This window comes from Trinickia sp. (genome assembly GCF_051961175.1).
Lineage (GTDB): Bacteria > Pseudomonadota > Gammaproteobacteria > Burkholderiales > Burkholderiaceae > Trinickia.
This window is the reverse complement of the sequence record NZ_JBQCDN010000377.1, coordinates 1-8,086: the sequence shown is the minus strand read 5'-3', so window position 1 is coordinate 8,086 and position 8,086 is coordinate 1. Positions and strand designations below refer to the sequence as shown.

General features: G+C 61.0%; 7 protein-coding genes. 1 reads left to right on the top strand and 6 read right to left on the bottom strand.

Features of this window, described 5'->3' with window-relative positions:
- Positions 1–1,224 (bottom strand): DUF1479 domain-containing protein, encoded by a 1,224-nt coding sequence (locus tag ACTHL0_RS21675; RefSeq protein WP_440568958.1) that lies wholly within the window; start codon positions 1,222–1,224, stop codon positions 1–3.
- A 120-nt stretch (positions 1,225–1,344) separates the two neighbouring features.
- Here ACTHL0_RS21675 and ACTHL0_RS21670 point away from each other — a divergent pair, with 120 nt between their 5' ends.
- Entirely contained in the window at positions 1,345–2,280 is a 936-nt protein-coding gene (locus ACTHL0_RS21670) for a helix-turn-helix domain-containing protein (protein ID WP_440568956.1), read from the top strand.
- Positions 2,281–2,410: 130 nt separating this feature from the next.
- Here ACTHL0_RS21670 and ACTHL0_RS21665 read toward each other — a convergent pair whose 3' ends face one another.
- From ACTHL0_RS21665 to ACTHL0_RS21645, 5 genes are read right to left on the bottom strand one after another with little or no spacing between them, the layout of a single operon-like run.
- Positions 2,411–3,580, bottom strand: coding sequence for a dihydrodipicolinate synthase family protein (locus tag ACTHL0_RS21665; RefSeq protein ID WP_440568955.1), 1,170 nt, complete (start codon positions 3,578–3,580; stop codon positions 2,411–2,413).
- Between the two features lie 11 nt (positions 3,581–3,591).
- The gene (locus tag ACTHL0_RS21660; RefSeq protein WP_440568954.1) at positions 3,592–5,274 is read right to left on the bottom strand and encodes a GMC family oxidoreductase; all 1,683 of its coding nucleotides are present in this window, start codon (positions 5,272–5,274) and stop codon (positions 3,592–3,594) included.
- An 11-nt stretch (positions 5,275–5,285) separates the two neighbouring features.
- A complete protein-coding gene (locus ACTHL0_RS21655; RefSeq protein WP_440568953.1) occupies positions 5,286–6,104 on the bottom strand; it encodes a 3-ketoacyl-ACP reductase in 819 nt (272 codons plus the stop codon).
- Complete coding sequence (locus tag ACTHL0_RS21650) at positions 6,104–7,213, bottom strand: ABC transporter ATP-binding protein (protein WP_440568952.1); 1,110 nt, start codon at positions 7,211–7,213, stop codon at positions 6,104–6,106. The genes ACTHL0_RS21655 and ACTHL0_RS21650 overlap by 1 nt, the downstream gene beginning before the upstream one ends.
- Before the next feature lie 4 nt (positions 7,214–7,217).
- Positions 7,218–8,081, bottom strand: coding sequence for a carbohydrate ABC transporter permease (locus tag ACTHL0_RS21645; RefSeq protein WP_440568957.1), 864 nt, complete (start codon positions 8,079–8,081; stop codon positions 7,218–7,220).
- Between the last annotated feature and the right edge of the window lie 5 nt (positions 8,082–8,086).

Genomic DNA, 8,086 nt, shown 5'->3' with positions numbered 1-8,086 from the left:
CTAGAGATCGAACCCCAGTTGCTGCTTTCCCCGCTCCGTCAAACTGGCCTCGGTCGCACGGCCGACGAAATCGCGCTCGAAGTTGTCGGCTGGGAAGTCCGGCGGGCTCTCGCCTTTCCGGAATGCGGGCAGTTGCCGTTTCCGAGCTACGTCATTTTTTTCGCAGCCAGGGGCCGCCGCGATGTACATGACGTTGCTATATCCGGTCCCGCGATGAGCATCCTCGACCGCGTGAATCAAGTCGCAGTGCCAAAAGACGGTATCACCGGCCTGCATGACGGGAATCGACGTAAGCGCTTCCTGAAGAGGCCCATGCCATTCCGTGCTGATTGACAGCGCACGTCCCGGCATGGCGCCGCACAGATCGTCATCGGGAACGTCATCCTGAAGCGCCCGCAACAGCACATAGACCATTGCGTTCGCGATCGGCACAAGTTGCAGCGTGCCGTCCCCCGGCCCTTGCGGAGTCAAAGCGGTCCACCCTTGGAAAGTGCGGAACATCGAACACACGGTCGGGGAGCGAATCTCACGCACCTCTGGCCGGTAGGCCGCGTCGAAAGCATCATACTGGCGCCATTCACCGTTAAACACGTGACGATAGACGCGCCGGAAGTTGTCATCGAGCCAACGTTCCACCGACCCCCCATCGCAATGCGCTGAGAGGCCCAACGATTCGGAACCCGGAGGACGCCGGCGCAGACGGTCCGCATAGACCGGAGCCTGCCTCGGATCAAAATGAATCCGACCTTCGCTCTGCCACTTCCAGAGACTGTTCAAAAAGACGCGGGTCTGAGTGAGTTCGGGAGACTGTCGCGCTTCCACCTGCGGGCCGGACCAGTAAATTCCGTAAATTTGCGGCTTGCTCGATGAGAGCGTGCCAAAAAACTTATCTTCTGCCCTATAGGCGAGTTTCTCGTCCAGACGATTTCGCTCAACATATTGCGCGATTTCGTTGTCCCATGCTTCGCCCCGTTCCGGACTGAATACGCCGCGCACGACGCATGCGCCGCGATCCTTGATCGCCGCAATAGCCGAGTCGCTCACGTGTCCCGCGGCAATGTCCGCGTACTGAATCTCCGGGATTACCGATTCACCACGTTGGCGCTCGCCTACGATGGCGTCCACCTTGCGCCTGATTTCGGCGTCCACTTCCTCAAATACTTCGCGGTAGTTGGGAAGACTCTGGCGCAGTTGCTTCTTGACCGAGCGGATTGCCGCTGGCATGTCTTCAATATGCAGGGATTTCACAGCGCGTCTCCATGTGTTCTGTAGTGTGCCCACAGCTTAGCGCCAAGAACGCAGCTATAGCGATATAATTCGGACAATCTCTTTGCGCTTCTTGCCATGAAACCAGCGTACGAACACGTGACGATGGATGCAGGGTGTTCCATCCGGGTCTACCAGCGCAAGCTCCCCCGCATACCGTTCGAATGGCATCACCATCCGGAGTACGAACTCACCCTCACGATGAACAGCCGCGGCAAGCGCTACATCGGCGACTCGGTGACTGTCTATGAAGGCAATGACCTGGTGCTCGTACCGCCGGATCTGCCGCACACTTGGGCCTCGAACAGGTCGATCGACGCAGGAGCGCCGCAGGTGGCAATCGTTGTCTGGTTTAGCGGCGAGTGGGCGAGGCGTTTGGCTGATTGCTGCCCGGAATACGAACCGCTTCGAAGGCTTTTGCGCAGAGGAGCGTCTGGTCTCGCATTTGAGCCCGAGGCCGGGGTAGCGGTTAGTCAACAGCTCGTTGCGCTGCTGTCGCAATCACCGAGGGAACGACTGAGTGTCGTGCTCAATGTGTTGTGCCAGCTCGCAGACATGGATGCAACACCGCTTGCCTCCCCCGCCGCATTCAACCAAGGGCTGGTGGGGCGGCCATCAGGCCACGAACCCGAGCGTCTGAATCGCGCGCTGAGCGTCATCGACGCGCGATTTGCGAGCCGTCTGACGCTGCGCGAACTGGCCGAAGCAGCGACCCTTTCGGAGCGAACGCTAAATCGCTACTTCGTTCAACATCTCGGCGAAAGCGTTGGCAAATACTTAAATCGCGTCCGCATCGGCCACGCGTGCCGGATGCTCGTCGATACATCATGGCCGGTGTCCGTGGTTGCTTCACGCTCCGGGTTCCCGAACGTCGCCAATTTCAACCGGCAGTTTCGTGCATTCAAGCAGATGACGCCCGCCGTCTATCGCCAAGCGTTCGCCGGCCCCAACATAGCGGCAGAGGACGCAATACCCCTCGAGATCAGGCCGCTTTCGCTGGAAAAGCGCAGCTAGTGCCCTGCCCCGCAAGTTCCTTTGATATGAAATCGCCCATTTGACCGCCAGGCGGCGTCGCTCGTCGTTGCCATAGCGCCGGCTATGGCGCTGTTGTGGCATATCCGACCTCCTCGCGTACCGCCCCGTGTCACTGCCCGATTCCCGCATGCACGCTCAGGAAGCGTGCCATGCGTTCGACCGCGAGCTCCGGCCGAATCAGCACGCCCGCCGCATCGGCCTTACGAAAGACCTCCGCGAAGTGCAACACAGAGCGCGCGGACTCCATGCCGCCCGCCATGGAGAAATGATCCTGATGCCCGTTCAACCACGCGAGGAACACCACGCCGGCTTTGTAGAATTGCGTCGGCGCGCGGAACAGTTCGCGCGAAAGCGCGACGGTCGGATCGATCACTGCGCGGTAGCCGTCGAGATCCTGTTTTGCGAGCAAACCTAGCGCCTGCGCAGCGACTGGGGCAATTGGATCGAAGATGCCGAGCAGCGCGTGCGAAATGCCCGTGCTGTCGCCTGCTATCAGGTCACCAAAGTTGAAGTCGTCGCCGGTGTACATCTTCACGCCATCAGGTAACTGCGAGCGCAGTTCGCGTTCGTACTCCGCATTGAGCAGCGAAATCTTGATGCCTTCGATCTTGCCCGCGTGAAGGCGGATGATGTCTAGCACGGAGGCCATCGCGGTCCGCACATCGCCGCTCCCCCAATAACCAGTAAGCGATGCGTCGAACGCTTCACCGAGCCAATGCAGGACGATTTTGTTGCGGCTTTCCGTAATGACGGCGTCGTACACGTTCTTGTAGTCATCGGACGAACGCGCTGCTGCACACAGCGCACGGCTCGCCATCATGATTGCGCGGCCTCCAGCACTTTCGACGACGTCGAACTGCTCTTTGTAAGCAGCTGTGATGTCCGACAGGCTGTGTCTGCGGCGGTCGTCGAGATGGTCGGTGCCCGCGCCGCACGCGAGGTCAGCGCCCGGAATCTGCCTGGCGTGGGCAACGCTGCGGCGGATCAGTTCAGCTGCGCTATGCCAACCAAGCCCCATGCCGCGTTGAGCGGTGTCCATCGCCTCGGCTACTTTAAAGCCAAGCCGGTAGAGATAGCTGCGAAACTCAAGCGTTTTGTCCCAGTCGATCGCCGGCGTGGCGGACCACGGTTCATAGGCTTGCACCGGATCGACAACAATGTGTGCGGCCGCGTACGCTACACGGTTGAAAGTCAGGGCAGACGGCAAGACGAGGCAGTCAGGGCGCTGCAGGCGGTAGTCCGCGATGCGGCCGTCTGCGACTGGAAGACGAATCTTCATGATCGGATCTCTCAGTGAGTGTTCGATGCGGCAGCCGTGGTTGATTGCAGATCGGTGCTCCCAGCTTCGGGCGGGTGGATGCGTCCGAGAATGTGGTCGGCTGCTTTCTCGCCGATCATGATCGTCGGCGCATTGGTGTTGCACGATGGCAAAAACGGCATCACGGACGCGTCGACGACACGCAAGTTCTCGATTCCCAATAGCCGCAAGTCCGGCGCGACGACGCTCATCGGATCAGCCGGGGGCCCCATCCTGCAGGTGCCGACCGGGTGATGGTCGGTTTTGGCGTTTGCACATGCGTAGTCGAACAGTTCGTCTTCAGTGCGCACCTTCGCGCCAGGCAGTATCTCTGTCTGCACGAAGCGCTTCATCGCCGGCTTGCTCATCAGTTCGCGCGCAAGCCGCAATCCATCGAGCGCCGCCTTGCGATCCTGTGGATCCGACCAATAGCTCGGGTCGATCAGCGGTGCCGCGTTGGGATCCGCATTCGGCAGCTTGACGGTGCCGCGCGATTTTGGCCGAAGATACGCGGTGTTTAGCGTGACACCCGCATGGTTCAGCTTCGCCATGCCCGCCTCGATGCCGGAGCCGAGCCCGAGGTGAAATTGGATATCCGGCGAACGAACCGCTGCTGACGGTGCGCCATCCGCGTACCAGAATCCGCCGGTCTCAAAGAGGCTCGACGCCACCGGGCCTTTCTTCAACAACAAGTATTGAAGCCCCGCCCACGCCGCATTGTGAAGCTTGTTGTACTTGTCGTATGTGTGATCGCCCGTGCATTCTGCGATGACGAACAGATCCAGGTGATCCTGAAGATTGGCGCCGACGCCCGGCAGATCGTGAACGGGGCGAATACCCACCGACTCGAGATGATCGGCCGGCCCGATTCCCGAGTGCATCAACAGACGCGGCGAACCGATCGCGCCCGACGAGACGATCACCTCGCGCGTCGCGCGGATGATGGCCGGCGTGCGATCGGCGCTGCATGCCACCTCGACGCCAACGGCACGGTGGCCTTCCACGATCACGCGCAACGCGCGCGACTGCAGCCGCACGGTCAGGTTCGGCCTACCCAGCACCGGCTCGAGAAAGGCGGCTGACGCGGACGACCGGCGTGCGTTGAGCTGCGTCAGTTGGTAATAGCCGAGACCGTCCTGGCTGGAACCGTTGAAGTCGGGATTGAACGGCATCCCCATTTCCTGCCCGGCTTGGAAAAACGCTTCGCAGATCGGCAGCGGACTAATCGGGTTCGACACGCCGAGCGGACCGCCATACGCGTGATACTTGTTCGCGAAGCGCTGGTTGTTCTCCGACCGGCGAAAGTACGGTAATACGTCGTGATAGCTCCAGCCCGTGGCGCCGCCCAGCGATTCCCATTCGTCGTAGTCCGCCGGCACGCCACGTGTATAGATTTGCGCATTGATCGACGATCCGCCGCCGATCACCTTGGCCTGCGTGAAGCGCAGCACGCGCCCTTTCAGGTATTGCTGCGGCACCGTGTGCCAGCCCCACGAGCCGATGCCCTTCGTCATCTTTGCGAAGCCGGCGGGCATGTGAAACAACGGATTGCGATCGCTGCCACCCGCCTCGAGGAGCAGCACCCTGGCCGAAGGATCGGCACTCAGGCGGTTCGCGAGCACGCAGCCGGCCGACCCTCCGCCCGTGATGATGAAATCGAACGTTTCAGTGTTCATGGTGCTTGCCTTCAAAACGCGGGAATCGACAGGCCGCCGTCGACGCTCAGCACGCTCCCCGTGGCGAACTGCAACGAACCGCCGACCAGCTGTGCGACGGCTTTGGCTACGTCGCCCGTCTCTCCCCAGCGCGTCATCGGTACAAGCCCCTCGGCAAAGCGCGCTTCGTATTTCTGCGCGACGCCTGCGGTCATCGGCGTGCGGATGATCCCAGGCCGCACTTCGAACACGGGTATGCCGGACTTGGCGAGTCGCAGCGCAAAGAGCCGGGTCATCATCGGCAGTGCCGCTTTCGAGAGGCAATACTCTGCACGCTCCGGCGAAGCCATCGTCGCGGACACCGACGAGACCGTTACGATGGAGCGCGGATGCGGGGATGCTGCGGACAGCATGTGCCTCGCCACGGCCTGCGTCATAAAGAACGTCCCTTTGAGGTTCACGCCGAGCACCTGGTCGAAGGCTTGCGGACCGACATCGAGGAGATCGCCTCGAACCGGCGAACCGATTCCCGCGTTGTTGACGAGGCAGTCGATCCGATCGGCCCAGCAGAGCACCTGTTCGACGACTGCCGCATGCGATGCCACGTCGCCAAGATTTGACTGGACGAACAGCGCGCGGCCGCCGTGATCTTCGACGCCACGTAGCGTGATCGAGGCTTCCTCATCGTCTTCGAGGTCCGTGATGGCGACGTCATAGCCGCGGCCTGCCAACTCGATGGCAATCGCCCGGGCGATGCCGCGCCTACCGCCAGTAACCAGCGCAACGGGACCGCGCCCGCGCTTCATGACCTCCGGCCGGCTCCGGGCTACGTCAGGGACATCGGTACTCATCACCCGATCCTCTGTTCCGTCTGCGCGTCGAAAAGCACGAGTTTCGACAGATCCACACGCAGCGTGCAACGCTCACCAGCAGAATGCGGAATATCGGCACCCAGGCGTGCTCCCACTTCAACGCCACCCATCTCGATGACGGCGAACACGTCCGGGCCTGTCGGCTCCATCACAAGCATCTTCACGTCGACCTCTCGCACCGCGCTTTGCGAGCGACTATGCTCGACCCCGATCGCTTCCGGCCGCAAACCCACAATGACTTTCTTTCCCGCGAAACCGAAAGCGGCCTCTGCCTGCTGTGGCGGCAATTCCAGCTTGACCGCCGCCGCACCTTCACCCATTGTCAGAAACAGCTTGGCGTCCTGCGTGGCGAGCGAGGACGGAATCAGGTTCATCGACGGCGAGCCCATGAACGTCGCGACAAACGTATTGGCCGGCGAGTTGTAGATCTCAGCTGGCGTACCGAACTGCTGGATCACACCGCCCTTCATCACGGCAATGCGTGTCGCCAGCGTCATTGCCTCGATCTGGTCATGCGTGACGTAAACGATCGTCGCGCCGAGACGCTGATGGAGTTTCTTGATCTCGGTCCGCATGTCGACGCGCAGCTTCGCATCGAGATTCGAAAGCGGCTCATCGAACAAGAAGATCTTCGGCTTGCGCACGAGCGCTCGCCCCATGGCCACTCGCTGGCGCTGGCCGCCGGATAGCTGCGCGGGACGGCGGTCGATGAGATGATCGATCTGAAGCAGGCGGGCGGCATCGGCGACGGCCTTTTCGCGTTCGGCCTTCGGCACCTTGCGCATCTCCAGACCGAAACTGATGTTCTGGCCGACCGTCATATTCGGATAGAGCGCGTAGCTCTGAAACACCATGGCGATGTCACGCTCGCTAGGATGCAGATCGTTGACCCGGTCCTCGCCAATGAGGATCTCGCCGCCGGAGATGGTGTCGAGCCCGGCGACCAAGGATAGCAGCGTCGATTTCCCGCATCCGGATGGACCGACCAGCACCAGAAAATCGCCGTGCGACACATCGATGTTGATGTTCTTCAGGATTTCCGTGGCGCCGTAGGCCTTGCGGACATTCGAAATATGCAGCGAAGCCATTTGCTTATCCCTTTACAGAGCCGGCCATCATGCCGCGCACGAAGTAGCGGCCGCCGACGATATAAACCAGCAGCGTGGGCAGCGCGGTGATCACCGCGGCCGCCATCTGCACGTTGTACTCACGCACGCCCGTCGACGTGTTGACAATATTGTTGAGCGCCACCGTAATTGGCGCGGTACTGCCTGTCGTGAACGAAGCACCGAATAGGAAGTCGTTCCAGATATTGGTGAACTGCCAAATCACGGTGACAGTGACGATCGCGCCCGACGACGGCAGCAGGATGCGCAGAAAAATCCGGAAGAAGCGCGCACCGTCGATCATCGCGGCCTTTACAAGCTCATCCGGAAACGAGATGTAGTAGTTACGGAAGTACAACGTCGTGAAGCATAGGCCGTAGACGACGTGCACGAACACAAGACCCGTGATCGACTGCGCGAGTCCGATCTTGCCGAGAAATGTAGCCATCGGAATCAGCACGATCTGGAACGGAATGAAGCAGCCGAACAGCACGAGACCGAACAGGACGTTGTCGCCTTTGAAGCGCCACTTCGTCAGCACGTAGCCGTTCAGCGCGCCGATGAAGGTCGAAATCGCGACGGCCGCAACCACCAAGCGCGTCGAGTTCCAGAAGAACCCTTTCACGCCCGAACAGTCGAGGCCGACGCACGCCTCGCCCCATGCCTTGATCCACGGCTGCAGCGTCCATTCGCGCGGCAGCGCGAGAATGTTGCCGCTATACACCTCCGGCAGCGGCTTGAACGACGTCAGCATCATCACGGCAAGCGGCACCAGGTAGACCAGTGCGAATACGGCCAGCAACCCATAGATCACGATCCGCGACACGTAGTTGTGTCGCCCCATGACCATCTGCG